A 24,039-nucleotide genomic window follows, 5' to 3' on the forward strand; every position below is an offset into this window, starting at 1 on the left:
TAATTGCGGTCCAGGACGGTGAGGTTGTCCAGGTGCAATCCGGGCTTGCTGTAGACCGGGATCGCCAGCAGTACCAGGATCACCGTCATGAGCGCTGCCACCAGCACCGGCGTCCACCACTTGTGCGGGAGAAGCCGTCGCCCGGCGAATCCGAGGGCCACGCACAGCGGCGCGAACACAGCATCGTGCAGCAACACACCGATCAGCGCCCAAACCACGATACGAACAATGACGTCGGTGGAGTTGTCGGCCACCAGCACCACGCCGTAGACAGCGAGCGCCAGCCCGAGCGCCACCAGAAACACCCTTGCCGACGTCACGTCACCACCTCGATTCTGGACAACCACTTAGTCTGTAGCACACCGGGTCTCGTCGGAGCGATAAGTCGGCACGGATAGCCATGGTCGATATCCAGGATTTGGCCGTTCAGCTTCAGCGCGATCAACGTCTGCGAGTCACGCGTATGCCGCGCAGGCAAGACCGTACGCGAGTACGGGCCCGGCGGTTCCAACGAAATCATCCGCACATCGGAATCGGGTTTGCTACCAACAGCTCTGAGCAGATCGGCCAGCACCACGCCCGTCCAGTCGGCGGTGGCGCTCCAGCCCTCGACGCAGGCGATCGGCAGCCGGTGGGTGCTCTGCGGCATCGCCGCGAGCTCGTCGACGGTGAACGCTGTCGTCTTCGATCCGTCGACGATGGTGAGGCGATAATCGGGCGCGCGGGCGCTGGCCAACACTCCCGCGGCGAACGCCGAACGGTTAACCGGCACCCCCTGCGGTCCCCGGCCGGACCGCGGTGCCAGCAGCGAGACCTTACGCAACCATGGAATCGTCTGCCCCGCAGTCATAATGGTCGCCGCACCGACGGCCAGCCCGGTGGCGCCCAGCACCGTACGCCGGCTCGGGCCGGCGCGAACAGTGCCGGCCGGAACATCCTCGAGTGGCTCCCCCAGCGCGCGGCGGATCACCGGTAGTTTCACCCCGACGTGCACGAGCACCGCGCCAGCCGCGACGTACGCCATCGCATAGTGGCTGGTGGTGAAGAAGAACCTGAACGCGTACCACTGTGCGATGTTCATCAAGCCGGTGGACAGCTGAAAGATCATGGCGCCCACCAGAACCAGGATCGATCCCCGTTCGAGTTGCCGGGTCAGTCCCCCGATGATCGGCCGTTCGAACAGCTTCGGGTACACCGACCACAACTTGACCAGCAGCAGCGGAATCGCGGCGATGCCGGAGATCACGTGCAAGCCCTGGGTCAGCTGATACAGCCAGACCGGGCGCGTCGGCCAGAAGAACCACGGCTGCGGATGCTGGATGAAGTGACTGAGCAATCCGGTGGCGAAGCAAACGGCCACAGCGACACCCAGGGCGACCCCGACCCGGGCCGTCACTGCCGTACCACGCAAAGAAGCCATGGTGGAGGTCCCTGTCTGCCGCGTCACGTGAGCGTGAGTGTAGCCACGACGCGTGGTCCGATCGGGTGAAACCCGGCCAACGCCAGGCCAACTTCTTCGGCCAGTGCGGCCGCGCAGTCGACACCCACCGAGGCCCACTTGAACCACGGCCCGACGCTGTGCGAGGACTCCAGCCGCACCCACCGGGTCCGCACCCCTACCGTGGCCGGATCGAATTCGGCGATGCAGCGACCGCCTGCCCGCAACAGCTCGCCGGCCCGCTGCAGGACACGGCGCGGATCTCCGGCCAGGCCGACGTTGCCGTCGGCAAGCAGCACCGTCTGCCAGCGGCCGGTGCCGGGCAGCGGCTGGAACACATCGCGCATCAGCGCCGGAGCGCCGCTGAGCCGGGCCAGGCGGACGGCCGTCGCCGATTGGTCGACGCCGAGGGCCGGGATGCCGCGCTGGATCAAATCAGCCACCAAACGCCCTGGGCCACAACCCAAGTCGATGGTCGGCCCATCGCACATCGCCACCACGGCCGCATCGAAGACAGTGTCCGCGCCGTTGCCGCCCAGCCAGCTGCGTACCGGAAGGAGGTGCGCCCTGCCGTCGTCGTAGCGCAGCCAACATCGCTCACCTGTCAGCGCCCGGTCGTAGAGCTGTCCAAACATCTCATACCCCTTGGGTAACTTGAACGAACCGGCTCGACGAGCGGCAGGCTGCGCGGACGGACGGGATGTCGTCGACGGTGTCGACGTCGTGCAGTGTTTCCAGGAGGCGCACCGAGACGCCCGTTCGCTTCAGCGCGGCAAGGGTTGCGGCACCGGTATCGGACTGCGACATCGGAACGTCGCGCACACATTCGGCGGTTCCGGCTTCGGCGACGCCTAGCACCCACCACCCGCCGTCGCGCGCCATTCCCAGCACGGCGGGGCTTGTCAGCAATTGTTGTGCGCAGTCGGCCAGTAGATCGGCAGTCACCTGCGGGGTGTCCATCCCGATCTGCACCACCGGCCGGGCGCCGCTCGTTGCGGCCGCGTCGGCGTGCGCGTTGGCCAGCCGGTCGGCGAAGCCGTCGCCGCGCTGCTCGATCACCGTGAAGCCGGCAAGGCGCTCGCGGATCTCGCCCGACCGGCAGGCCAGTTCAAGGTCGCCGGTCATGGCGACCACGCGGTACGTGACGTCGGTTGCGGCCACAGCGTCGAGCGTGTCCAGCAATGCGGCAGCGGCGATGTCGGCGGCCGCCTGCTCTCCCAACGCGACCGCCAATCGGGTCTTCGCCAGCCCGGGCACCGGTGCCTTGGCCACCACAAGCACAGCGACCGGAATCGATCCCGGGCTCACTGTCACGAAATGGCCTTCCAAAAGTCGACGGCGGCGGTGAAACTGCCCCTCACCGACCCGCTGACCTTCGACTTCCCGCCGACGCGCGGGCCGTAGTCGACGTCGACCTCCACCACACGCCATCCTGCGGCTGCGGCCCGGACCAGTAATTCGAGCGGATACCCCGAACGGCGGTCGGTCACTCCGAGCGTCAGCAACGCATCACGATTGACCACCCGCATCGGCGCGATGTCGTGCACCGCAAGCCCGTGCCGAGTACGCAACCGCCAGCACACGGCCGCTGTACCCAGCCGCGCATGCCACGGCCATTTCAGCCCCCGCACCGGTCGGCGGCGACCGGTCACCATGTCGGCGCCGCGCTCCAGTTCGGCGACCAATCGCGGCAGATCGGCTGGATCCAGCGAACCGTCGCCGTCGAGCACCGCAACGATGGGCGTCGCGGCGGCCAGCACCCCGGCGTGCACGGCCGATCCGTAGCCCGGCCGACGCTCGCCGACAACATCGGCGCCGTGCCGCCGGGCCACCTCGGCGGTGCCGTCGTTGCTGTTGTTGTCGACGACCAGAGCGCGATAACCGGCCGGGATGGCGGCGAGCACGGTGGGCAGCGAATCCGCCTCGTTGAGGCAAGGCAGCACCACCGTGACCGGACACTCGGGCATAGGACCAACCTAGTGCGCACATCCGCCGACGGCGGATGACGAATCTGTGACATCGACGCAGGTGGACGCCATTGGTGGCTAACGTGGTGGGTTATGACGCCCCGGGTTCTCATTGCCGACGACGACACGGTCGTACGTGATGTGGTCCGGCGGTACCTGGAACGCGACGGCCTCGAGGTGACGGTCGCCGGCGATGGCAGGGAAGCGCTGCGGGTGCTGGGCACCCAGCGCATCGACCTCGCCATCCTGGACGTGATGATGCCCGGCCCGGACGGCCTGTCGTTGTGCCGGACACTGCGCCAGGGCGGCAACTACGCCGTCCCGGTGATCCTGTTGACCGCACTAGGCGAAGAGGACGACCGTATCGCTGGTCTGGAGGCGGGCGCCGACGACTACCTGACCAAACCATTCAGCCCTCGTGAGCTCGCACTGCGCGTGCGGTCGGTGTTGCGGCGGGCACCAACGCCGACGGCCGCCCCTCTGGAACTGACGCTCGGCGGTCTCACGTTGTCGTCTGCGACTCGCGCCGTCCACATCGACGACAGGCCGGTGGGATTGACCAACCGCGAGTTCGATCTGCTGTTGTTCTTTCTCACCCACACCGACACGGTGTTCTCCCGCGAGGAACTGCTGCAGATGGTGTGGAATTGGGAATTCGGCGATCTGTCGACAGTTACGGTGCACGTCAAGCGTTTGCGGTCCAAGCTGGGTGATCACCATCGCCTGCAAACAGTCTGGGGCCGCGGGTATCTGTGGTCCGACGCATCCGGAGGGGGTGATCGTGCCACCGCTTGACCTCGCGCGGATGGTGGTACTGGCGCTGGCCTGCTCACTTCCCGTTGTCGTACTCGGCGCGTTGCTGATTCGGCTGGCCAGATCGTGGTCGATGACGGTCACGATGGCGGTGCTGGTGCTTATTCCGGTGTTGGCGACGTTGACCGGAGTGCTCGGGGCCAGCGGGTTCATGATCACAAGCACGTTCACCTCGATCGCGATCGTGTTGCTCATCGTGGCGATCGTGGCCCTGCCCGCAGCGGTGATGTTGGCCCGCTATCAGGCCCGGCGGACGGTGTGGGAGAAGGAAATCCGCGAGTCCGAGCGGGTGGCTGAGCAGTCCCGGCGGCAGTTGGTTGCGTTCGTCAGTCACGACCTGCGCACCCCGCTGGCCGGTATCCAGGCATTGGCCGAGGCCATCGCCGACGGAGTGGTCCGCGACGACGAGGTCCGGGTACAGGCCAAACATATTGAGCACGAATCGGTTCGACTCTCGGAGATGGTCGACGACCTGTTCGAGATGTCAAAGATCAATGCCGGGGCGGTCCAGACGCCCTATGAGAAGGTAGCGCTCGACGAGGTGGTCGACGACGTGATCACGGCGCACAAGATCGCTGCGGAACGCGCCGGGGTGGGCTTGACGGCGTCGGTTCCCGCCGACCCGGTGCGGGTCACCGGCAGCGATCGTGCGCTTGTTCGGGTGCTGTCCAATCTGGTGGCCAACGCGATCGCACACACACCATCGGGCGGGACCGTGACGCTGGCGCTGGGGACGGACGCCGACGGAGCGTGGGCGCGAGTGGACGACACCGGGGTTGGCATCGACGAGTCGGATCTTCCGCGAGTCTTCGACGTGGCCTATCGCGGATCGAACAGCCGTGTCCCGCGCGAAGATTCGTCGCTACCGAGCGGTTCTGGCCTGGGTCTGGCGATCGCGGCCGGATTAGTACAGGCCCATCGCGGCACACTGTCGGCGCACAACACCGAACATGGGGCGCGTTTCGAGGTCCGGCTGCCACTGGCGGATTAGGCGGCCGGTAGCGTGAGTAGGCCGACAGTCACCGACACCGGGAGATCGAGATGTCCGTAGCTCAACGCGAACGTGCCGCCCTCGTCGCCGCCCTGCGTGACGTCGGGCCGGACGCGCCGACCTTATGTGCAGGCTGGGATGCCCGAGACCTGGCCGCACACTTGATGGTTCGTGAGTACCGGGTCGACGCCGCACCGGGCATCCTCATCCCCCGCTTCGCCGCCCACACCGCCAAGGTGCAGGACGACGTGGCCGAGCACACCGAATGGGATGACCTCGTGGGCAAAGTGGCGGCCGGCCCGCCGCTCTATTCGCCCCTCAAGCTCATCGATTCGGTGGCCAACGTCGCTGAGATGTTCATCCACCACGAGGACATTCGCCGCGCCCAGCCGAACTGGGAACCGCGCGCTCTCGATGACGACCTGGCCGGCAGGCTGCGCCGGACCCTCGGGATGATGGCCCGGCTCACCCTGTCGAAGATGCCGGCCCGGGTGCAGTTGCGCACCCCGGACGGGGAGACGGTGCTGGTCGCCGGCCGCGGCCCGGCCGTGACCGTCACCGGTCCCGCCGAGGAGTTGCTGCTGTTCTCGACCGGACGACTGTCGCGCGTCGACTACAGCGGCGACGCGGCCGCCGTAGAGGCGGTGCAGGTCGCCCCGAAGGGCCTGTGATCAGTCGTCGAGTGACCGGCTCAGCCGCTCGGCGGCGGCCAGATAGTCCTCGATGAATTCCAGCACGACCTCGCGAGCCGGTTTGACCTTGTTCATCAGCCCGACCCCCTGGCCGACGAAGTAGGTCGCCAGCGCCTGAGCTCCCGGATGGCCGCCCTCGGCCAGCTTGTCGATCCGGCGGAGCACCGGCTCGGCGATCATGTTCTGCAACGGGAGCGGCAACGGCTGCCGCCCGCCCTCATGCGGCGCCCAGGCATCGGTCCAATCCGAAACCAGTTGCCGCGAAGGCTTCCCGGTGCGTCCCGCCGACCGGACCGTGTCCCGCGATGTCGCGGCCAAGAATTTCTGCACCGTGTACGGGGCGGTCTCGGCCTCCTCGGTGGTCAACCAGACCGAGCCCGTCCAGGCGCCCGCGGCACCCAGCGCCACCGACGCCGCCATCTGCCGGCCCGTCACGATTCCGCCGGCCGCCAGCACGGGCACTTCACGGATCGGCTTGATGGCTTCGATCACCTCGGGAATGAGTACCAGCGTGGTCACCTCGCCGCAGTGGCCGCCGGCTTCAGTGCCCTGCGCGACGATCAGATCGACGCCCGCGTTGACCTGCTTGATGGCGTGCTCTTTGGCCCCGACGAGCGCGGCGACCGGGATGCCGGTCTGCTTGCCGGCCTCGATCATGTAGTCCGGCGGGACACCAAGTGCGTTGGCCATCAACTTGATCGGGTGGCTGAGCGCGACGTCGAGCAGGCTCTCGCCGGTGTCCCCGCTCAACGATGACGCTGCCATCCGCGGCCGATCACTGATGTCGATGTCGTGCGCGATCAGCAGCTCGTCGATGAAGCCACGGAAGTCGTCGGGGATGCGGTCAGCAAGCTGACCGAACGACAGGTTCTCGCCCTTGCCCTCGAACTTGGCGGGCACGATGATGTCGACGCCGTACGGCTTACCCTTCACCTGCTCGTCGATCCAGGTGAGCTCCTGGTCGAGCTGATCCGGGCGGAATGCGGTGCCTCCCAGCACTCCGAAGCCGCCGGCATTGGTCACCGCCGCGACGACATCGCGGCAGTGACTGAAGGCGAACAAGGGGAATTCGATGCCGAATTGGTCGCAGATCTCGGTCTTCACCGGCCCAGTATGCGCCGGGCCGTTCTCTCGACCAACCACCGGGTTGGGAACGTGTCCCGAGTCAGGCCCGCAGGGGCGCGAACGCGAACTCCCGCAGTCCATGGTCCGGGTCGATCACGGCACGAAAGCCCAGCGACTCGGCCGCCAGAGTCGGGTCGGCGACAATATGGCGGACGTCGCCGCTGCGGTACTGGCCGGTGACCACTGGCGCCGGGCCGCTGCGGGCTTCGCAGAGCCTGGTAGCCACCGTCAGGATCGAAATCGGGCGGCCCGAACAGACGTTGGCCGCCAGGAACCCGCCCGCTTCGGAGCGCACTGCCGCCACGTTGGCGGCCGCGACGTCGTCCACGTGAACGAAATCGCGCATCTGGCCGCCGTCTTCGTAAACCTTTGGCGGCTGGCCCTTTTCGAGCGACGACCGGAAGATGGCCGCCACACCCGAGTACGGCGTGTCCCGCGGCATCCCCGGGCCATAGACGTTGTGATACCTCAGCGCGACGACGGCCCCGCCGGTCGACTCCGCCCAGGCCAGCGCGTAATGCTCCTGGGCGGTCTTGCTGGCGGCATACAGGCTGCGCGGGCGCAGCGGCGCATCCTCACCGACCAGTTGCCAGGACAGCTCCTCGCCGCCGAGTGGACAGCGGTGCTCGAACACCCCGGCGTCGAGATCGGCGCGGGCACGCGGCAGCGGATCGACCACGCCGTGCACCGGACAGTGGTATCCGCCCTGGCCGTACACCACCATCGACGACGCGAGCACCAGTCGTTTCACCCCGACCGCGTACATCTGCGCCAGCAGCACCGCCGTGCCGTGGTCGTTGTGCGAGGAATAGGACGGCGCGTCGGCCGCATTGACCCCCGCGCCCACCACCGCCGCCTGATGGCAGACGATGTCGACCCCGGAAAGCAAGCGCACCAACGCATCCGGGTCTCGCACGTCAGCCCGGTGGCAGTCATCAGGCAACTCGGCGTCGGGCCCGTGGGCGGCACCGAGCATGACGTCGGTCGCCACCACGTCGTGCCCGTCGGCAACGAGGGCGGCCCACACCCGGCTGCCGATGAACCCGGCCGCGCCGGCGAGCAACACCCTCACGGCAGATCAAACGGTAGCTCGACGCCCTCGTGGGCAAGGCAGTGCGTGCAGACGCGCTCGGAGGCCACCTGGTCGATCGCCTCCAGCACCAGCTGCTTGAACGGCACCATGTTCTTCTCGAACTCGGCGAAGACGTCGACCGCCCGCACACCGGCTCCGACGTCCACGCCGGCATCCAGGTCCGTCACCAAAGCGATTGCCGCATAACACATCTCCAGCTCGCGAGCGAGTACCGCCTCGGGATAGCCGGTCATGTTGATCAGGCTGAACCCTTCGCGCGCGAACCATTGGCTCTCCGCCCGGGTGGAAAACCGAGGACCCTGCACCACCACCATCGTCCCGCCGTCAATCACACCGGGCAGTCCGGCGGCGGCCGCCCGCAGCGTCGGGCAGTACGGGTCGGCGAACCCCACATGGATACCGCCGGAATCGAAGTAGGTGTCCCGCCGGCCGCGGGTGCGGTCCACCAGCTGATCCGGCACGACGACCGCACCGGGACCCAGCTCGGGAGTAAGGCTGCCCACCGCGCACGGCCCGAACACCCGTCGCACCCCGAGAGCTCGCAGTGCCCACATATTGGCCTGGTACGGCACTGTATGCGGCGAGAATTCGTGGCTCAGACCGTGCCGCGGCAGGAAGGCCACTTCGTGGTGTCCGACGCGACCGACGGTGATGGGCGCACTCGGCTCGCCGTACGGGGTATCCAGGTTCACGCTGCGCGCGTCGGATCCGAAGAACGTATAGAAACCGCTGCCGCCGATGACTCCGAGCATTTGATCATTGTGATGTATCGCCGTCGGCAGTCCGTATCGCGTTAGGTATCCGGCCGATCGAGGGTCGAGTCGATCGCCTTCAACCGCGCACTGATTCGCCGGCACCCGTCGCCGAGGGCGATCATCTGGGGACGGCTCAGTTCGTCCAGAAAGTGGGCGCGCACCAGGCGGGCGTACGTCTCCAGCGATGCCGTCGCCAGACGGGCGCCCCCCTTGGTGATCGTCGCCAGCACCCGTCGCCCGTCGTCACTGCTGGCGTCCCGGCGAACCAGTCGGCGCCGCTCGAGCCGTTGGGTCTGCTGAGTGATGGCGCTGGGAGTGACCATCAACATCTCGGCGAGCGTGCCCATCTGACTGGGACCGCGGCTTTTCAAATACGCCAACAACTGGACGTCGGCCAGGCTCAACTGGTGCTGCTGGACCAGACCTCGGTTGACCACCGACTGCAGCGCCATCGCCACCGACTCGAACTGCAGCCACGCCGTGGCCTCGAACTCGTCGAAGCCCAGATCCAGATACCGCTGGTAGTCGGGCCGGTATCGATCGCCCTCGGCTTGCCCCCAGCCAGGTCGCGGCAACGGGTCCTCTGCCCGGTGAGCAGAGGACCCACTATCGGCATCGTCGTGATGCATCGATAGATCTACCCCGCAGCGCTCCCACCGTGGCGACCAGAGCCTGCGTGCGGCCGGGCGCTCTTCGCGTCGGTCGACGACTTGGCACCCGTCGACTTCTTGGCACCGGCGTCATTTTGGGCTTTGGCGTCCTTCTTCCCGGTTACCCGCGAGCCGCCGACGCCGGTGGTCGTCGACGATCCGGAACCAGCCTCGGTCGCGTCAGTAGAGGCGGTCGAATCAGTGGAACTGGTCGACTCGGTCGCCGGTGTCGCCTCGACGCTGGTGGCAGGCTCGGCGAGCCGCGCCGCCGCAGACGCGGACGCCGACGCCGACGCCGGAGTAATCGCGGTGGCAATCGCCTTTGGAATGGTCACCAGCAGCGTGTAAACCAGCCCGGCGTTATAGCCGTTTTCATCCGGCGGAGACAGAAGTCCGGGCATCTGCGAGCTACCTGCCGGCGTGTAGCCATTGATGAAGGCCCCCACCAACGTTGGCGGGATGTTGATCAAGGCCTGAACGGCAGCGCCGTAGTGTCCGGCTCCGAGCGAATCGACGATTACCTGCGCACTGTCGCCGGCCGCCTGGATCACCCCGGTCGCGGGGCTGATGCCAGCTATCAGAAGGCCGAACAGCGTGCCGATACTAGTCAGCGACTTGACTGCCGCAGTCAAATTGTCGGTTATCGCACTGGGGATGTTCGTCACTGGAAAGAACGGCACGCCAACGTTCAAGATCGCCGAGCCTATCGCTTCGTTGATCGTCGAGGCTGCCGCCGCCGGTTCACCGGCTGCGAGCTGTTGAAACACCGTTTGGAGATATTGGGGCAGCGAAGTGGTCAGGTAGGTGTTCAACCCCGCGGCCGCGTCGCCGAGCGCGGTCGAGACGATACCGCCGTAACCGATCCAGTTCTGCGCCACCTGCCGGGCGATAGGCAACGGGTCGGCGAGCCACGCCGTACCGAGCACTCCCGCATTGGTCACGGTCTGGGTCAAGACATTCACCCAGGCGTCGAAGGGGTTGGTCTGCGCCGCGAGTTCGACGGCAACGTTCGAAATAGCAGCTGGGACATTGACTCCCGACAAGACTCCCGACAAGACTCCCGACAATGGCAACGCGACCGAGCCGACTGGCTGAATCGGGGATAACGCGACGGCGGTGGCTCCGACCATCGCTACCCCTGTCGCAACGGTGGACCTCACAGCTATGTGCATCTTTACTCCCGTCAGGGCGCTCACTTGGACGCGGCAAACCTAACTGAGCATTAGCTGAGAATCGGAAGCATTCGGCGAAGTAGTTACGTGTCCGTCAGTGTGGTGTCGACTTCGCGCAATCGACATGACGAAAAGAATCGCTGGTGGGCGAACTTATTTATCATGCCAGCAAACGCGTTAACATGTTGAATTTATTTTAGGGCCGCAACTAATTGCCCCGAGACTGAAACCTGTTATCGGCCGAGAATTCGTTAACTGAACAACTTTTAAAACCTGTCAACAGCTGTAATGCCGAGATGGTTGGTTTGCTGCACTCGGAAACGACTGACATCCCATCGTATGGATCCGGCAGTTTCCACTCATTGGTCGTGGCTATCACGTACCGCGATCCGCCAGCAAAGCATCCCGCTACCAGCGGCGCATTTTTTGCAGCGCTCTGCGCAGCACAGATCGGGACAGACGCCGCGTATGGCTACCCCATCACACAGCATTCGTTCAGCCTGGCAGCTACACCCAGTGGGGCGGCGCAGGCCAGATTCAGCAAATTTCCGCTCGTTCGGTGCGATGCACCCCGGAAACACCTCTGACGGTGCGTGCGACGATTGCGGGCATGGCGAGCATTGCGCAATGGGTCGAAGGAGCACGGCCCAGAACTCTGCCCAACGCGGTCGCGCCGGTGATCGCGGGCACCGGCGCGGCGGCGTGGTTGCACGGCGCGGTGTGGTGGAAGGCGCTGCTGGCCCTTGCCGTCTCGCTCGCACTGATCGTCGGCGTCAACTTCGCCAACGACTACTCCGACGGCATCCGCGGCACCGACGACGAACGCGCCGGGCCGCTGCGTCTGGTCGGCTCCAAGCTGGCCACACCACGGGCCGTGCTCGCCGCGGCGATCGTCAGCCTCGCGGTGGGCGCCGTCGCCGGCCTGGCCCTGGCCATCGTCAGCGCGCCGTGGCTGATCGCAGTCGGTGTCGTCTGCATCGCCGGGGCGTGGCTGTACACCGGCGGTTCGCGGCCCTACGGCTACGCCGGCTTCGGCGAGGTCGCGGTGTTCGTGTTCTTCGGGCTCGTCGCCGTACTGGGCACGCAGTACACCCAGGCCCTGCGGGTGGACTGGGTCGGCCTGGCCCTGGCCGTCGCGACGGGTGCGCTGTCGTCGGCGGTGCTGGTGGCCAACAACCTGCGCGACATCCCGACCGACCGAGTGGCGGGCAAGCTGACCCTGGCCGTGCGCCTGGGCGACGGCCGCACCCGAGTGTTCTATCAATCACTGCTGGCGTTGGCCGGTGTGCTGACCGTGGCCCTGATGCTCGCCACGCCGTGGTGCGCGGCCGGACTGGTCGCCGCGCCGCTGGCCCTGCGGGCCGCCGGTCCGGTGCGCCGCGGCCTCGGCGGCCGTGAGCTGATCCCGGTACTGCGCGACACCGGCCTGACCATGCTGATCTGGGCTATCGCGGTGGCGCTGGCGCTGGGGCTCGGGTAGTCGGCTCGGTCAGGCCTTCGGCTTCTGGTTCGGTTTCTTGGGCGATTCCCCGGTCGCTTCGCTTCTGCCCGCCGATCCACGCAACCGGGCCTGCAGTTGCTCGCGGTCGCGGCGTCGACGCTCGTCGACCGCGGCGATGCTTGCGGTCGCACGTTTGCGCAGCGGGGCCAGAGCCCAGATGCCCAGCGGCAGCGCGATCACGATCGCGAACAACAACGCCACGATCAAGGGGAATTCGCTGATGCCGATCAGCTTGGCGACGTAGTAGATCACCGCGGTCAAAGCGGCCACCAACGCTATCCGCGCGAACGTGTAAACGACGACGTCGCGCACCAAGCGGCCACCCGCGCCAGGGGTTTGGTTGTCCGAATTGTCCGACACGGCGCCGAGCCTACCGACGCGCGTATATTCAGACAAAGGAGGTTTTCGTGCTGTACCTGCTCTTGGTCCTGATCATCGCCGCGGCCGTGTACGTCGGTTGGCGTGCGGTTCGCGCCCAGTCGAATCGGACGAAGACCAGGGTCGTCGGCCCCGACGACGATCCGGACTTCCTGTGGCGCCTCAGCCACGGCGACAATAACCCGCGCTAGCTGAACCGCTCGATGGCGTCGCCGGCGGGGAACCCGTCGGCCACCAACGCGGCCAATTGGATCAGAGCCTCCCGAGTGTTGGGCTTCAACCGGTCGAGTTCGATCTCGGCGCCGTCCTCCAGATGCGGGTCGAACGGGACGACGCACACCGCCCGGCAGCGCCGGGAGAAATGATCGACCACCTTCTGCATGTCGACCTTGCCGTTGCGGGGCCGTACCCCGTTGACCACGCACACCGATCGCCGCACCAGATCCTCATGGCCGTGAGCGTCGAGCCAATCCAACGTCGCCGATGCACTGCGAGCTCCGTCGACCGAACCCGAACTCACCACGATCAGGGTGTCGGCCTGCTTCAGCACTGATTTCATCGCCGAATGCAAAAGCCCTGGGCCGCAATCGGTCAGCACCAAGCTGTAGAAGCGCTCGAGCAGCGTCAGCGTCCGGTCGAAGTCCTCGGAGCCGAACGCTTCGGACACCGTGGGATCGTTATCGGAGGCCAGCACCTCCAGCCGGCTCGGGCCCTGTGAGGTGTAGCCACGGACGTCGCTGTAACGCTCGATGCCGTCGGCGTCACGCAACAGGTGACGGACGGTGGCCGGAGTCTCCAACGGCACTTTCTGACTCAGGGTGCCGTGGTCGGGGTTGGCGTCGACGGCCACCACCCGGTCGCCGCGGATCGAGGCGAACGTGCCGCCCAGAGCGGCGGTGATCGTCGTCTTGCCGACACCGCCTTTCAGCGACAGCACGGCAACTTTGTAGCACCCGGCCAGCGGCCGGTTCACTTGTGCGATCAGGCTGTTCCGACGCGCGGCGTGCGGGCCCTCACCGACGTTGATCAGCTTGCCCGACAGCACATACAGCCATTTGCGCCAGCCATCCGACGGCGGTCGCTTGACCTGACGCAGCAGCGCACTGGTCGACAGGTCCGGATACGGCGTCGACGGAACCGCCGGCCGGTACGTCGGTTGTTCGACGACATATTGGTTGAACAGCGGAGCCGCCGGTGGCAGCGGATCCATCGGGATGCCGATGGGTGGCGTTGGAGCCAGCCAGTCAGGTTCGGGCTGCGGCGTCGCAGTAGCAGGATCGGCGAACCGCTGCTCTGCGCGGAACACCGTTGTCACATCAGTCAATTCGTGGCCCTGACGGGGCACAGGATTAGACACGGACACTTCCCCCTGACATCTTGTTTCGGGTCGAGTGGATTTCGTGGTGCCCTTCCGACCCTAGCGCAATGTCAGATCAGCCCACGCCGGCGTAGGAATGCAGCCCGGTCACGACCAGGTTGATGAAAAAAAGGTTGAAAACCATCGCGACGAAGCCGACGACGTTGATCCAGGCCGCCTTTTTGTCTCGCCAACCAGCCGTCGAACGGGCGTGGAGATACGCGGCGTAGACCACCCACGCAATGAACGCGACAGTCTCCTTGGGGTCCCAGCCCCAGTAGCGGCCCCACGCCTCCTCGGCCCAGATTGCGCCGAAGATCACACCGAAGCCGAAGATCGGGAACGCGAAAATGGTGGTGCGGTAAGCGATCCGGTCGAGGGTTTGCGCATCGGGCAAGCGCTGCACGATGCGCGCGAGCGCGCCCTCCCGCCCAGCAGCAGCCAAGGGCGACATCTTCAGCAGGAACAGGATGCTGGCCACGCCCGCCACCAGGAACACACCCGAGCCGAGGCTGACCACCGACACGTGGATCGGCAGCCAGTAAGACTGCAACGCAGGCATCACGGGGGCAGCATTGGAGTACAGCCACTTACCGGAAACAGCCAGCAGGATCAGCACCGGCAGCAGCACGAACGCCCACAGCGCGCGGTACTGCGGCTTGCGCAGCACGACCGCGGCCGCAATCAAACCGCAGAAGCTGGTGAGGTTGATGAACTCGTACATGTTGCCCCACGGCACCCGGGAGGTGGCCAGCCCGCGCAACACGATGCAGGCGAACAACGCCGCGATGCCGACGTAGACCAGCGACAGGCCGGCCTTGCCGATGCGTTCGTCGGCGGACCGTCGGGGCGTTTCGACGACGACACCGGGGCGGTCACTGTCGGCGGTGACGCCTCTGTCTAATGTCGCCGGCCCGGCGGCTCCGGTGCCTAATATCGCCGGCCCGGCGGCTCCGGTGCTGACCAGTTCGCGGGCCTCGACCTTGCGGCCGCGGCTGTAGGCGAGCTCGACGGCCAGCAGCAGCAACGCACCGACGAGAATGACGATCGACGACGTGAAGGCCCAGTCCGAGTAGCGGGCCAGACCGATGTCGATGTGCTCGGTATTCATGCGCGATCCGCCTTCTCTTTCGACGGCTCCGGCAGGTCCGCCAACATCCGCTCAGTGAGCTTCTCGAACTCGCTGCCCCACCCGGAGTTGTCGGTGCGGGCCAGACCGCCCAGCTCGACATTTACCGTACCGGGAACGCCAGTTGGTGCTCCACCTATCCCCGAGTCGCTTCGCTCCTGCCCGCCGGAAATCTTGGCCCACACCCGGCGCCGGCGCACGATCAGTGAGACCAATAACCCGCCCATCATCGACATCGCGAACACCAGCACCCACACCTGGCCGGGATCGTGGGAGACCTGCAGGTTGACGAATGGGGTCGCGCCGTCGAACCGCACCACGGTGCCGTCGTCCAGTCGCACCTCTTCGCCCTGCTTGAGGTTGGTGCGCTTGACCTTGGTGAGCCGCTTCTGCTCGATGAGCCGCGGGTCCAGGGTGAACAGCGACTGGGGACGGCCGGTATCCAGCCCGGTGTCACCGCGATAGATGTCGATGGCCACCGCGGGATCATTGGCCGCCGGAAAGCTCGACGACAGCAGGGTGCCGTCAAGCTCGGCGGTGGGTGCGAACAAGCCCATGATCGCCAGCTGATTCTTGCGCCGCTCGGAGGGATCGGGGTACATGCCGCCAGGCGGGTCGACCCGGATCACGCCCGAGGACAGCAACGTGATCGGGTCGTCGGGTCGCCACTGCAGGGTCTGCGTGCGCTGTTGTCCGTTCGGGAAGGTGACGGTGAACGTCGGGGCGTAGCCGTGGCCCTGCATGTACACCCGGTCGCCGCCGATGCGCAGCGGATGGTTTACCTCGAGGCGGTACGGCCGCCAGGTGCCGTCGGCCAGATCGGACCCGGCCTGGTACTCGATGTTCGATGCGAACGACAGAGCCTGCCCGCTGGGCAAATAGTGGGCCTGGAAGTCGTTGACCCGCAGGCACATCGGATACAGCGAGGTGCCGTCGACGCTGTTGCCGGCCCGGAAGGAGTCGAAAACGGCCGGTGAAGCCGAGCAAAAGCCGGGGCCGCCGTTGGCGACGACGATGACGTTGCCTTCGTAGCCGAACAGCTTGCCGACCGCGATCGCCACCAACAGACCGAGCAGGGAGAAGTGGAAGACGATGTTGCCGAACTCGCGCAGGTAGCCCTTTTCGGCGGCGACCTCGATGCCCTCATCCGTTTCGCGGGTGACGCGCCGCCAGCCCCGCAGCCGCGCGGAGATCGCAGCCGCCGTGTGTTCCGGCGTGCCCGAGACCTCGGCGGCGGCGTACTTGGGCAACCTGGACAGGTTGCGCGGGGCCGGCACCGGCACCGCTCGCAGGCTCTTGACGTGCTCGACCATGCGCGGAGTCAGACAGCCCACCAGCGAGATGAACAGCAGGGCATAGATCGCCGTGAACCAGAAGCTGGAGAACACGTCGAAGAATTGCAGGCGGTCCAGCCACGGACCGATGATGTTGTGGTCGGCGATGTACTGCTCGACCTTGGACGCATTGAGGCTGTGCTGCGGCAGAAGCGCTCCCGGCACCGCGGCCAGCGCGAGCAGGAAGAGCAGCGCCAGCGCGGTGCCCATGGAGGTCAGCGCGCGCCAGAGGTTGCGGATCAACACGACGACGGATTTCAAATCGGCAGCCTGACGTCAGAGACGAACGCGTCGCGCACCCAGGAGATGAAGTCGTTCCAGATTCCGGTGACCAGTGCCAGCCCGACGGCGATCAACAGCACGCCGCCGATGATCTGGATGGTCCTGGTGTGGCGACGCAGCCAACCGAATCCGTTGACCGCCCAGCCTGATCCGAGCGCCAGCAGCACGAACGGGATGCCCAGTCCCAGGCAGTACGCGATCACCAAGGCCACGCCGCGGACGACGCTGGCGCCGTCGGTGGCTGAGGCGACGGTGATCACCCCGGTCAATGTCGGGCCGAGACAGGGTGTCCAGCCCAGCCCGAACACCGCGCCGAGCAGCGGTGCACCTGCCACGCCCGCGAGCCGGGTCGGCGTGAACCGTGCCTGGCGTTGCAGCGCCGGGATGAAGCCGATGAACGCCAGGCCCATGACGATGGTCAGAACCCCGCCGACCCGTTGCAGCACAAGCTGATTGGTGATCAGCGCGGTCGTCATGCCCAGCACCGCTACCGTGCCGAGCACGAACACCGCGGTGAATCCGGCCACGAAGAGCAGCGCTGAACCGGCCACCCGCCAGCGCTGCGCCCTGATGGCCACCCGGCCGGTGCGCGCGTCGAGGTCATCCACGCCGACGACGGCCGCCAGATAGGACAGGTAGCCGGGCACCAGGGGCACGACGCACGGCGAGGCGAACGACACCAGTCCGGCCAGCACGCAGACTCCGAGGGCCAGCAGCAGCGGGCCCGCGGCGGCGGTCTGTGCGAAACCGGTCACGGTGCAGCCGGTTTCGGTTCGGCGGCGAGGCGTTGGACGACCGGCAACAGATCCTCGGCCAGCAGCTCGCGCAGGAACACCGCGGCGACCCGGTGTTGGCGGTCGAGCACCACAGTCGACGGGATCACCGTGGCGGGGTACTTGCCCCCGAAGGCGATCATGGTGCGCATCGCCGGGTCGTAGATCGACGGGAAGGTGACTTTGCGGTCGGTGACGAAATCCTGAGGGGCGCTGATGTCGTTGTCCCGCACATCGATTCCGAGGAACGCGACACCCAGGTCGCGGGTCTGGTCGTAGACCTTCTGCAGCTGGGTGACCTCGGAACGGCAGGGCCCGCACCACTGGCCCCAAACGTTGATGACGACGACTTGGGAGTCGAAGTCCTTCAGCGACACCGTCTTCGACAGGTCCATCAACTCAGGTCCGGACAGCGGGCCCGGGGTACCGCGGCTGGCCGCCGGGTCGTAGAAGATGTCGGTCTTACCGCCTGGGGCGACGAACTCGAAAGTGCCACCCTGGGCGACGGCGTCGTCACCGGTGGAGCAGCCGGCCAACACCGTCGCCGCCACCACGAGGACCAACAGCCGCTTCACTTCCCGGCTAGCTCCGTGTATCCCCAGCCGGCGTAGTCGTCACCGTCGAAGTAGAACGAGGTCACCGACGCCAGGTTGCACAGCCGCCGGGTCGGGAAATGGTGCAGCTTCGCGCCGGTCATCGACCGGCGCAGCGTCTCGACGGGGAGCTGATGGCTGACGCAGACCGCCTCGTGGCCAGCCGCTTTGATCCGCGCCCGCTCGACGGCGCGCCTCATCCGCGCGGCGATCTCGGTGTACGGCTCACCCCACGACGGCAAGCGCGGGTTACGCAGGTGCCACCAGTTGCGCGGGTCACGCAGTGCGCCGTCGCCCGGGGAGACCTTCTCCCCCTGAAAGACGTTCTCCGACTCGATGAGCTCGTCGTCGGTGTCGACGGCCAAGCCGTGGTGGGCGGCGATGGGTGCGGAGGTCTCCTGGGCACGCTCCAGTGGGGAGGCCACGACGTAGACGATGTCGCGCGCGGCCAGCCAGCTGGCCACCCTTTCGGCCTGCGCACGGCCTCGATCTGAAAGGTGGAAATCGGGCAGGCGCCCGTAAAGGATGCCGTCCGGGTTGTGCACCTCGCCGTGGCGCATGACGTGAACGGTCGTGCGATCGGTCATTTCTTGGCCTCGGCGGCCGCGCGGGCCGCAGCCGGCAGGGCCTCGGCTATCCGGTCGAAGGCGGCGTCATCGAGTGCACTCGATACGAACCACGTCTCGAAGGCGCTCGGCGGGGCGTAGACGCCGGCGTCGAGCAGGGCGTGGAAGAACGCCGGAAACCGCCAGGTCTCGCTGGCCTTGGCCTCGGCGAAGTTGGTGACCGGACTTTCGCTGAAGAACACCGACAGGAAGTTGCCGGCACGCGGAACCTGATGGGCCACACCGGCTTCGGTCAGAGCGTCGGCGAGCAGGCCGGCCAGCCGGTCGGCGTTGGCGTCCAGTGCGGCGTACACCGCGTCGTCGGCGTTGCGCAGGGTGGCCAGGCCGGCGGCCACTGCCACCGGATTGCCGGACAGCGTGCCGGCTTGATAGACCGGGCCAAGCGGGGCCAGCCGCTCCATCACGTCGGTGCGGCCGCCAAATGCCGCGGCAGGCAGCCCACCGCTCATCACTTTGCCGAAGGTGAACAGGTCGGCGTCGACGGGATCAAGTCCGTACCAACCGCTTCGGCTCATCCGGAAGCCGGTCATCACCTCGTCGACGATCAGCAGAGCACCGTGTTCGGCGGTGATGCGGCGCAGCGCGGCGTTGTAGCCTGGCAGCGGCGGGACCGCGCCCATGTTGCCAGGGCAAGCCTCGGTGATCACCGCGGCGATGGTGTCACCGAATTTGCCGAACGATTCCTCGACCGCGGCGATGTCGTTGTAGGGCAACACGATCGTGTCGGCGGCGCTGGCTCCGGTGACTCCCGGCGAGGACGGCAGGCCGAGAGTCGCGACACCGGAGCCGGCGTCGGCCAGCAGGGCGTCGACGTGGCCGTGGTAGCAGCCGGAGAATTTGACGACCTTGGGACGGCCGGTGAAACCGCGGGCCAGGCGCACCGCGCTCATGGTGGCCTCGGTGCCGGAGTTGACCAGTCGCACCCGTTCGACCGGCTTCACCCGGGCGATGATCTCGGCGGCCAGCTCGGTCTCGCCGGGGGTGGGCGCGCCGAACGACAGGCCGTCGGCCGCGGCGCGCTGCACCGCCTCGACGACGGCGGGGTGAGCGTGGCCCAGGATCATCGGGCCCCACGAGCACACCAGGTCGATAAAGCGGTTGCCGTCGGCGTCGGTAAGCCAGTAGCCGTTGGCGGAGGTGATGTAGCGGGGCGTGCCGCCGACGGAGTTGAAGGCGCGGACCGGGGAGTTCACTCCACCGGGGATGACCGCGCAAGCGTCGGCGAACAGCTTGGCCGATACCGCGGTCGAGGCGGCCTGATCCGTACTGCTCATGGCCACCAGTGTCCCAGGCATCCGGGGATACTCAACTACAGGGTGTAGGAGTCGGGCTTCTCCCCGCTTGAGCGAGCGGCGCCCCCCGAGATCGAACTCACCAGAGAAGGTGTAAATGCGCCTCTGCGTGGTTCCGATCTCGCGGTCCAGGCGCCCAGCTCACACCGGTTCGAGGCGGAAAACCGGGTGGTCGGCGGGGTCGGGCAGTTTCGCAAAGTAGCCGTCGACGGTCTTTCCCGCCTTGACGCGGTAAGCCGCCAGCACGGGCGGTCGGTCCGCGACCGGCACTTCGGCAGCGGTGAACCGTGCCGCCCACACCTTGGTGTCGAGCGTCACCACCGGGTTGGCCCGGACGTTCTTCACCCACTGCGACTCCCCCCGGGTCGACACGAGGTACCGCGCGCCGTCGACTTCGACAGTGATCACCGGGATGTTCTGTTCTTGCCCGCTGGTGCGGGCCGTCACCGTGAGCGTCTCGCTGCCCGAGACACCGGTGGCCATCGCGATCTTGTTGAACACCTTGACGGTGAACCACGGGGGCTTGAGGTAGGCCATAGGTCCGAGTTTGATTGGGTGATGCAACTGCCGCAATGGTTGGCCCGGTTCAACCGTCACGTCACCAACCCGGTGCAGCGGCTGTGGGCAGGCGTCATTCCGACCATGGGCATCCTCGAACACGTCGGCCGCCGCTCCGGCGCGCACTACCGCACCCCCTTGACGGTGTTCACCACCGACAGGGTGTGGCGATTCTGCTGACCTACGGGCCCAACCGCGACTGGCTGAAGAACATCACCGCCGCCGACGGCGGCCGGCTCAAGCGCTATGGCCGGACCCACACCGTCAGTAATCCACGCCTGGTGACCAAAGCCGAAGCCGCCCGTCATGTTTCGGGCCTGTGGCGCCTTATCTTCACAGCACTGCCGTTCGAGAACGCGGTGCTGCTGACCCGTTCCTGAAGCAGCGACCACGCACATAACGCCACTGTGACCGCTTCGGCGAGCACGCTGATCAGCGCATGCGGCGCCGGCTCCCACCCCCTCTCGACAAAGCCCATCACCCCAACGGTGCGTGACATCGCGAAGGCACCCAGTGCTCCGAGCGAGACCAGCAGCGCCGCCGCCCGCAACCAGCCGGGACCGCCGAGCGCGATCAGGATCCCCACGGCCGCCGAGACACTCGTCAGTATCAAGAAACCAGGCCCTATATGGGGGATGTATTGGTACCCATGCAGATACAGATAGCCGTGGCTGGCAGCACCGACCAGCAGGCCGGCCGCGATGCCGAGGTTCACGAACCGTTTCATTGCAACGTCTCCTCTTTCAGCGCCAGCATGGCCTGGCCTCGGGTGTAGCTGACCTCCCGGATACCGAGCGCGTCGTGCAACTTGCCGGCCGGCAGGGTGAGCGGTTTGGGTGCGGGCCCATCGCCGGGATGCGGCAACGGGTAGGCCGTGGTGGTGCCGCTGTAGAACGTGACATTATCTTCGGTCTTCGAAAACAGCTGGTGCACATGCCCGTTGAGACACGTAACCGAGGAAAACCGGCGCAGGTAGCTCAATGCCTGCGTGGCGTCGTCGGTGCCCCATCCCCAGGCGGGATACATCGCGAACAGCGGGATGTGGCTGAACACGATGATCGGGGTGTCCGACGACAGCGACGCCACATCCTTCTCGATGAACGCCAACTGATCAGCGCCCAGATGGCCCAGTTTCTTGAGGTTCAGCGTGTTGACCAATCCGATGACGTGTACCCCGGCGATGTCGAAGCTGTACCAGCCGTCGCCGCGGGTGCCCGCACCGAACACGGCGCGGTACTTCTGTCCCGCGTCGTCGACCGAGTCGTGCTCGCCGGGCACGGTGAACACGTGCGGGGTGTTGAGGCCGTCCATCATCTGGTTGACCTGATCGAACTGGGCCGGCGTCGCCAGATGCGTGAGATCGCCGGTGTGGATGACGAAATCGGGCGTGTAACCCAGGTTGTTGATCTGATGGATGGCTCGCTCGAAGGAACCAACGACGTCGGGATTGGCAGTGCCGTTGAACCCGATATGGCTGTCACTGATCTGCGCGAAACGCAAGGCAGGCCGAGCGGGGGCGGCCGCGGGGGCTGCGGCGACGTGGGAGAGCACCTCGCCGCCGACCACAGCCAGGCCGACGGCTGCACCGAACCACGCGCCGTGCCGCATCAGCTGTCGCCGGCTCATCTGCTGGGGATCGCCGCTCATCGGGTCACCACCACGGTGCCGTGCATGAACGGGTGGATGCTGCAGATGTAGTCGAAACTGCCCGGGTTGGCGAAGGTGAAGCTGTAGGTGGCGTTGCCGTCGAGCCCCGGTGAATGGAACGAGCCGTCGTTGGCGACGACGGTGTGCGGTTCCTCGTCCTTGTTGGTCCACGTCACGGTGTCGCCGACCTTCACGGTGAGGGTGGCCGGGGTGAACGCGAAATTGGTGATGTTCACCGCGGTGCCGGCAACGGGCGGAGCCGGTGCCGTCGGCGTCGGCGTCGTAACCGACGGTCCCGACGCCGGTTGGGACCCCATGCCAGGCATGCCGGACATGCCGGACATGCCAACCGACGTGCCGCCATTGGGCCCGAAATCGACCGTTGGTGGGGGTGTTTTCGCCGGCGCAGAGCACGCGGCAACGCCCGCGGCGACCGCCACGCACGCCAGCGCGGTACGGGTGTGATGCATGAAACCTGCCTCTCCTCGGCTGAACCAAGTCCGCGGCGCGGACGTCTCATCAAGAGGTAGGGCGGCGGTTACACCCGATGGAGTAACCCCCGCCCCTATCTCTAGTTGATGAGCGGAAGGCACCCGATGATGGCGGCGGAGGACGATCGACGCCCGAAACCAGACCTGCGTCTGGTCGCGGACGCGCGCTACCCGGATTGGGAAGCCATCTACGACGACAACGTCACGTGGGTGTACCGGCTGATATTCGGTCGGGTCGGAAACCGTTCCGACGCAGAGGATCTCACCTCCGAAGTCTTCCTGGCGGCGATGCGGCCACTGCGCCTGACGGCGAGCATCGCCGAAGTGCGCGCCTACCTGCGGGCGACCGCGCGCACCGTGTTGGCGGCGCACTGGCGGGCCACCATGGGAACCGAGATCACCACCATCGAGGACCAGAACCTGCCCGCAGTCGCATTCGTCCCGGCCGCGCCGAGCACAGCACCACAGCGCGTGGCGGCACTGCTCGAGGCGCTTCCGGACAACTACCGGCGCGTGCTGGAACTTCGCTTCCTGCAAGGCTGTTCGGTGCGGGAAGCGGCCAGTAAGCTCGGGATCAGCGTTGCGAACGCGAAAGTGCTACAGCACCGGGCGCTACGATTGGCCGCGCAGATCAACGAGGGGGCACTCCCATGACCCGCCGCGAGCTCCGTCGCTACATCGACGACCTTCTCGCGGGCCGTCAACCCAAGGGCTTCGACCCGGACGACTTCGAGGCCGCGCAGATGCGCGCCGCCATCGACCTGACCGCGGCCCGCGATGACGCCGACGAGCCCCGGCCGGAGTTCGTCGACGGGCTCAAGGCCCGGTTGGCGGCCGAGATGTCCTCTGAATCAGGTTCCTCCGACAGTAACCAGCCGTCGAAGCCGGCGTTGTCGGCCACCCGCAGGCAGGTGATCGTCGGCACGTCCGCAGCCGCGACCGCCGCTGTGGCAGGCGTAGCCGTCGACCGACTGGTGGTGCGTCGACACACCGACGAGCAGCAGGTCGCCGACACCGAGATGGTGCCAGTGGACGGGTCCTGGCAGACGGTGGCAGCCAGTTCAGAACTGGCCGAAGGCGCGGTGCGCGCATTCGACTTGGGTTCGGTCAGCGGGTTCGTCCGCCGCGTCAACGGCCGGATCGACGCGGTATCCGGGGTGTGCACCCACCAGGGGTGCAAGCTCTGGCTCGACCAGGGCGACGACCAGCTGCGCTGCCCCTGCCACTCCACATCCTTCTCGCCGGCCGGAGCCGTGATCACTCACGCGTTGCCGATCGCGCCGAAGCCGTTGCCGCACTTTGAGGTCCGCGAGCAGAACGGCGTCGTGGAAGTGCTTGCGCCGCCAACTCAACCGGCATGAGTGTAACCCCCGTGCATATCT

At 66.7% G+C, this 24,039-nt stretch carries 28 protein-coding genes and 1 pseudogene; 8 read left to right on the plus strand and 21 right to left on the minus strand.

Annotated features, from left to right (window positions below; translation table 11 throughout):
- Positions 1-316 precede the first annotated feature (316 nt).
- From CG716_RS17715 to CG716_RS17730, 4 genes are read right to left on the minus strand one after another with little or no spacing between them, the layout of a single operon-like run.
- Complete coding sequence (locus CG716_RS17715) at positions 317-1,420, minus strand: molybdopterin-dependent oxidoreductase (protein ID WP_165774192.1); 1,104 nt, start codon at positions 1,418-1,420, stop codon at positions 317-319.
- 23 nt (positions 1,421-1,443) lie between these two features.
- Positions 1,444-2,073 (minus strand): methyltransferase domain-containing protein, encoded by a 630-nt coding sequence (locus tag CG716_RS17720; protein WP_094481930.1) that lies wholly within the window; start codon positions 2,071-2,073, stop codon positions 1,444-1,446.
- Between the two features lies 1 nt (position 2,074).
- Positions 2,075-2,746 (minus strand): TIGR04282 family arsenosugar biosynthesis glycosyltransferase, encoded by a 672-nt coding sequence (locus CG716_RS17725; RefSeq protein ID WP_234817899.1) that lies wholly within the window; start codon positions 2,744-2,746, stop codon positions 2,075-2,077.
- 2 nt (positions 2,747-2,748) lie between these two features.
- Complete coding sequence (locus tag CG716_RS17730; RefSeq protein WP_094481932.1) at positions 2,749-3,405, minus strand: glycosyltransferase family 2 protein; 657 nt, start codon at positions 3,403-3,405, stop codon at positions 2,749-2,751.
- Positions 3,406-3,498: 93 nt separating this feature from the next.
- On the opposite strand from CG716_RS17730, the gene CG716_RS17735 reads away from it, so the two are divergent.
- The 3 genes from CG716_RS17735 to CG716_RS17745 are packed head-to-tail and all read left to right on the plus strand — an operon-like array spanning position 3,499 to position 5,880.
- Positions 3,499-4,200 carry a response regulator transcription factor gene (locus CG716_RS17735; protein ID WP_094481934.1) on the plus strand — a complete coding sequence of 234 codons (702 nt, stop codon included), beginning with the start codon at positions 3,499-3,501 and terminating at the stop codon, positions 4,198-4,200.
- Between the two features lie 10 nt (positions 4,201-4,210).
- The gene (locus CG716_RS17740) at positions 4,211-5,209 is read left to right on the plus strand and encodes a sensor histidine kinase (protein ID WP_094482103.1); all 999 of its coding nucleotides are present in this window, start codon (positions 4,211-4,213) and stop codon (positions 5,207-5,209) included.
- 50 nt (positions 5,210-5,259) lie between these two features.
- The gene (locus CG716_RS17745) at positions 5,260-5,880 is read left to right on the plus strand and encodes a TIGR03085 family metal-binding protein (RefSeq protein ID WP_094481936.1); all 621 of its coding nucleotides are present in this window, start codon (positions 5,260-5,262) and stop codon (positions 5,878-5,880) included.
- Here the strand turns inward: CG716_RS17745 and CG716_RS17750 are convergent, their stop codons facing one another.
- The 5 genes from CG716_RS17750 to CG716_RS17770 all read right to left on the minus strand — a co-directional run bounded on the left by CG716_RS17750 (position 5,881) and on the right by CG716_RS17770 (position 10,402).
- Positions 5,881-7,005 carry an NAD(P)H-dependent flavin oxidoreductase gene (locus CG716_RS17750; protein WP_094481938.1) on the minus strand — a complete coding sequence of 375 codons (1,125 nt, stop codon included), beginning with the start codon at positions 7,003-7,005 and terminating at the stop codon, positions 5,881-5,883.
- Between the two features lie 61 nt (positions 7,006-7,066).
- Entirely contained in the window at positions 7,067-8,098 is a 1,032-nt protein-coding gene (locus CG716_RS17755; protein WP_094481940.1) for an NAD-dependent epimerase/dehydratase family protein, read from the minus strand.
- On the minus strand, positions 8,095-8,871 hold the full coding sequence (locus CG716_RS17760; RefSeq protein ID WP_094481942.1) for an S-methyl-5'-thioadenosine phosphorylase: 777 nt from the start codon (positions 8,869-8,871) through the stop codon (positions 8,095-8,097). Before CG716_RS17760 ends, CG716_RS17755 begins: the two co-directional genes overlap by 4 nt.
- A gap of 41 nt (positions 8,872-8,912) precedes the next feature.
- Positions 8,913-9,503, minus strand: a complete 591-nt coding sequence (locus CG716_RS17765) for a MarR family winged helix-turn-helix transcriptional regulator (RefSeq protein ID WP_234817893.1) — start codon at positions 9,501-9,503, stop codon at positions 8,913-8,915.
- A gap of 8 nt (positions 9,504-9,511) precedes the next feature.
- Positions 9,512-10,402, minus strand: a complete 891-nt coding sequence (locus CG716_RS17770; RefSeq protein ID WP_133066969.1) for a hypothetical protein — start codon at positions 10,400-10,402, stop codon at positions 9,512-9,514.
- 904 nt (positions 10,403-11,306) lie between these two features.
- Here CG716_RS17770 and CG716_RS17775 point away from each other — a divergent pair.
- Positions 11,307-12,176, plus strand: coding sequence for a 1,4-dihydroxy-2-naphthoate polyprenyltransferase (locus tag CG716_RS17775; protein WP_094481946.1), 870 nt, complete (start codon positions 11,307-11,309; stop codon positions 12,174-12,176).
- A 9-nt stretch (positions 12,177-12,185) separates the two neighbouring features.
- Here the strand turns inward: CG716_RS17775 and CG716_RS17780 are convergent, their stop codons facing one another.
- Positions 12,186-12,557 (minus strand): DUF4229 domain-containing protein, encoded by a 372-nt coding sequence (locus tag CG716_RS17780; RefSeq protein WP_094481948.1) that lies wholly within the window; start codon positions 12,555-12,557, stop codon positions 12,186-12,188.
- Positions 12,558-12,604: 47 nt separating this feature from the next.
- Between CG716_RS17780 and CG716_RS17785 the strand changes: the two genes are divergently transcribed.
- Positions 12,605-12,766 (plus strand): hypothetical protein, encoded by a 162-nt coding sequence (locus CG716_RS17785; protein ID WP_094481950.1) that lies wholly within the window; start codon positions 12,605-12,607, stop codon positions 12,764-12,766.
- Here CG716_RS17785 and CG716_RS17790 read toward each other — a convergent pair.
- The 8 genes from CG716_RS17790 to CG716_RS17825 all read right to left on the minus strand — a co-directional run bounded on the left by CG716_RS17790 (position 12,763) and on the right by CG716_RS17825 (position 20,498).
- The gene (locus CG716_RS17790; RefSeq protein ID WP_420093203.1) at positions 12,763-13,932 is read right to left on the minus strand and encodes a MinD/ParA family ATP-binding protein; all 1,170 of its coding nucleotides are present in this window, start codon (positions 13,930-13,932) and stop codon (positions 12,763-12,765) included. The genes CG716_RS17785 and CG716_RS17790 overlap by 4 nt on opposite strands.
- A gap of 76 nt (positions 13,933-14,008) precedes the next feature.
- Entirely contained in the window at positions 14,009-15,043 is a 1,035-nt protein-coding gene (gene ccsB, locus CG716_RS17795) for a c-type cytochrome biogenesis protein CcsB (RefSeq protein WP_094481952.1), read from the minus strand.
- Positions 15,040-16,605 (minus strand): cytochrome c biogenesis protein ResB, encoded by a 1,566-nt coding sequence (gene resB, locus CG716_RS17800; protein ID WP_094482109.1) that lies wholly within the window; start codon positions 16,603-16,605, stop codon positions 15,040-15,042. The genes ccsB and resB overlap by 4 nt, the downstream gene beginning before the upstream one ends.
- Positions 16,606-16,652: 47 nt before the next feature.
- Positions 16,653-17,432 carry a cytochrome c biogenesis CcdA family protein gene (locus CG716_RS17805; protein ID WP_094481954.1) on the minus strand — a complete coding sequence of 260 codons (780 nt, stop codon included), beginning with the start codon at positions 17,430-17,432 and terminating at the stop codon, positions 16,653-16,655.
- Positions 17,429-18,025, minus strand: coding sequence for a TlpA disulfide reductase family protein (locus tag CG716_RS17810; protein WP_094481956.1), 597 nt, complete (start codon positions 18,023-18,025; stop codon positions 17,429-17,431). The genes CG716_RS17805 and CG716_RS17810 overlap by 4 nt, the downstream gene beginning before the upstream one ends.
- Positions 18,022-18,630 carry a histidine phosphatase family protein gene (locus CG716_RS17815; RefSeq protein WP_094481958.1) on the minus strand — a complete coding sequence of 203 codons (609 nt, stop codon included), beginning with the start codon at positions 18,628-18,630 and terminating at the stop codon, positions 18,022-18,024. Before CG716_RS17815 ends, CG716_RS17810 begins: the two co-directional genes overlap by 4 nt.
- Complete coding sequence (gene hemL, locus CG716_RS17820; RefSeq protein ID WP_094481960.1) at positions 18,627-19,943, minus strand: glutamate-1-semialdehyde 2,1-aminomutase; 1,317 nt, start codon at positions 19,941-19,943, stop codon at positions 18,627-18,629. The genes CG716_RS17815 and hemL overlap by 4 nt, the downstream gene beginning before the upstream one ends.
- Positions 19,944-20,102: 159 nt before the next feature.
- Positions 20,103-20,498: a nitroreductase/quinone reductase family protein gene (locus tag CG716_RS17825; protein ID WP_094481962.1), complete on the minus strand. Its 396-nt coding sequence runs from the start codon at positions 20,496-20,498 to the stop codon at positions 20,103-20,105.
- 21 nt (positions 20,499-20,519) lie between these two features.
- On the opposite strand from CG716_RS17825, the pseudogene CG716_RS17830 reads away from it, so the two are divergent.
- A pseudogene (locus CG716_RS17830) lies at positions 20,520-20,899 on the plus strand (nitroreductase family deazaflavin-dependent oxidoreductase).
- Here CG716_RS17830 and CG716_RS17835 read toward each other — a convergent pair.
- Genes CG716_RS17835 through CG716_RS17845 form a run of 3 tightly spaced genes read right to left on the minus strand, consistent with a single transcriptional unit; the run spans position 20,824 to position 22,636 of the window.
- Positions 20,824-21,246 (minus strand): hypothetical protein, encoded by a 423-nt coding sequence (locus CG716_RS17835; protein WP_207760711.1) that lies wholly within the window; start codon positions 21,244-21,246, stop codon positions 20,824-20,826. The pseudogene CG716_RS17830 and the gene CG716_RS17835 sit on opposite strands and share 76 nt — an antisense overlap.
- Positions 21,243-22,166 carry a metallophosphoesterase family protein gene (locus tag CG716_RS17840; protein ID WP_094481964.1) on the minus strand — a complete coding sequence of 308 codons (924 nt, stop codon included), beginning with the start codon at positions 22,164-22,166 and terminating at the stop codon, positions 21,243-21,245. Before CG716_RS17840 ends, CG716_RS17835 begins: the two co-directional genes overlap by 4 nt.
- Positions 22,163-22,636 carry a cupredoxin domain-containing protein gene (locus tag CG716_RS17845; protein WP_094481966.1) on the minus strand — a complete coding sequence of 158 codons (474 nt, stop codon included), beginning with the start codon at positions 22,634-22,636 and terminating at the stop codon, positions 22,163-22,165. Before CG716_RS17845 ends, CG716_RS17840 begins: the two co-directional genes overlap by 4 nt.
- Positions 22,637-22,765: 129 nt before the next feature.
- On the opposite strand from CG716_RS17845, the gene CG716_RS17850 reads away from it, so the two are divergent.
- Together CG716_RS17850 and CG716_RS17855 are read left to right on the plus strand one after the other, a co-directional pair.
- Positions 22,766-23,311, plus strand: coding sequence for an RNA polymerase sigma factor (locus CG716_RS17850; RefSeq protein ID WP_094482111.1), 546 nt, complete (start codon positions 22,766-22,768; stop codon positions 23,309-23,311).
- Entirely contained in the window at positions 23,308-24,018 is a 711-nt protein-coding gene (locus tag CG716_RS17855) for a Rieske (2Fe-2S) protein (protein ID WP_094481968.1), read from the plus strand. The genes CG716_RS17850 and CG716_RS17855 overlap by 4 nt, the downstream gene beginning before the upstream one ends.
- The last annotated feature ends 21 nt before the right edge of the window (positions 24,019-24,039 follow it).

Source organism: Mycolicibacterium sphagni, from assembly GCF_002250655.1.
Taxonomy (GTDB): Bacteria; Actinomycetota; Actinomycetes; order Mycobacteriales; family Mycobacteriaceae; genus Mycobacterium; species Mycobacterium sphagni.